General features: G+C 40.1%; 1 protein-coding gene. It reads left to right on the top strand.

The window, feature by feature from the left end:
* Positions 1-163: 163 nt before the first annotated feature.
* Positions 164-1,618 carry an IS1380 family transposase gene (locus ACSNJE_RS15885; RefSeq protein WP_495253069.1) on the top strand — a complete coding sequence of 485 codons (1,455 nt, stop codon included), beginning with the start codon at positions 164-166 and terminating at the stop codon, positions 1,616-1,618.
* The last annotated feature ends 218 nt before the right edge of the window (positions 1,619-1,836 follow it).

A 1,836-nucleotide genomic window follows, 5' to 3' on the forward strand; every position in this document is an offset into this window, starting at 1 on the left:
AACTTAGATTCGGAAAGTAACTTATAAAAACTTAATAATATCAAGGCTTTTAGATGTTTTTTTAGTGTAAAAATTTTAGCATAAAAAAGGAATCACTGCTCCTTAACCGGAATTGTTTAAGGTGACCAAACCAAAACATTCCAAAGGAGAGTGATCCTCTGAAATGATGGTATCACAAATGTTTACCATAAATCAACTTGAAACTATGACTCGTCAACAAAAACGTAAAATGGAGCGGGATTATCAAAAGAAGCTGAAGTCATTAGAACGACGCATACGCAATTGCAATCTCCCGGTAAGTTTTGATAATTTAACGGTTACTGCCTTTGGTAATTTCGGCTTGTTGGAGGCTTTTAAACAAGCCATAGATTTCCGTAGTATGCTCAAACGGATTCGTCTTAAGCGGCATCATAACTACAAATATACCGACGCCGAGTTGTTGGATACCATGATTGACGCTATTTCACTAGGTTTATTACGTTTTTCTCATATGAATATACTGCAAAATGACCCAGGCTACCAGAAAATCAAAGAAGTAACACAAATACCTGATGAAAGCACTTTGCGGAACTTTTTATCTCTATTATGTGAGCAAAAGGTATTAGATCAACTGCCTTTAGTGAATCAGAACCTGCTGGCACTAAAATTCAAGTCCGATAAGCCCCGTGAAGTATGGCTCGATATTGACGACAGTGTACTCACGGTTTTTGGAAAACAAAACGGGTCTGAAGTCGGTTACAATCCCCGTTACCACGGACGGCCTTCATATAAAGTGAAGGTAGCCTTTATTTCCGGTACAGCAGAACTTGTTCATGCCCGGTTATACAGTGGCAATATAGCCAGCAATGGTCAGTTCATGGAATTTCTCAAAGAGACTCTGGATATCCTGGCTGCTCACAATATCATTGTAAAAGGTATCCGCATTGATAAAGGCTTCTTCGATGAACTAAACTTTGCCTACCTGGAAGAACAGTGTATCGACTATGTATGCAAAGCTAAAATCACCAGTACCATGCGTAAAGTCATCAAATACCTGGACGAACAAAATCAATGGCAGTCCTTGAGTGACCACTATGCTGCGGCAGAAATCACGATTCCCCTGCCGAAATGGTCAAAAGCCCGCCGGTTTATATTAATCCGGGAAACCCAAAAACCAAAAGCAACTAATGACCAACTCTGTTTTGATCTGGAAACCTATGACTACCAAGTGATCGTCACATCCCTTGACGATCACAGTCCGGAACAGATATGGCACGAATACAACCAGCGGTGCAACATCGAAAACAAGATTGATGAACTTAAAACGGGTCTGGGGTTTGAACAAATGAGTCAGCACGAAATGGAGCGAAATATTGCCTTTATGTGGCTTAAGATATTGTCCTATAACCTGTTAAACTGGTTCCGCCTGACCATTCTCGACGATAAAACCAGCCATGCCGAAGTGCCAACTATCCGGCGAAAAATCCTAAATGTTCCGGGAAATATCGTCGGCAACGACCGGTATCGGCATGTAAAGTTAGCTCCAAATACTTGGTTACAAAATGTCTTGATAAAAGCCAAAGATAAACTCAAAATGTTCATCTGCCAGCAAGCATGGGTCGCTGTTAATTCAGCCTAACGACGACAAACAGTTTATTTGTCAGTTAAAGATCAACTCGTCCGATTCCTGGAACACGGGTTTATTAACTATACCCCAAAATATGATGCCAGTAAGGGAGGGAGTAGTTATTTTTAGCATTTAACTGCTAACCAGGATACTAAACTAATTGTGTTTCCTAATAAATGGTATTTGATAAGCCGTTAGGCTATTTTGAGTAGTTACTTTCCGATTTCAAG

The sequence above is a fragment of the Thermincola sp. GK-1 genome, from assembly GCF_059412445.1.

Excerpts from the sequence above, each read along its gene's own strand:
- ACSNJE_RS15885 (WP_495253069.1), top strand. The coding sequence starts at position 164 with ATGATGGTATCACAAATGTTTACCATAAATCAACTTGAAACTATGACT.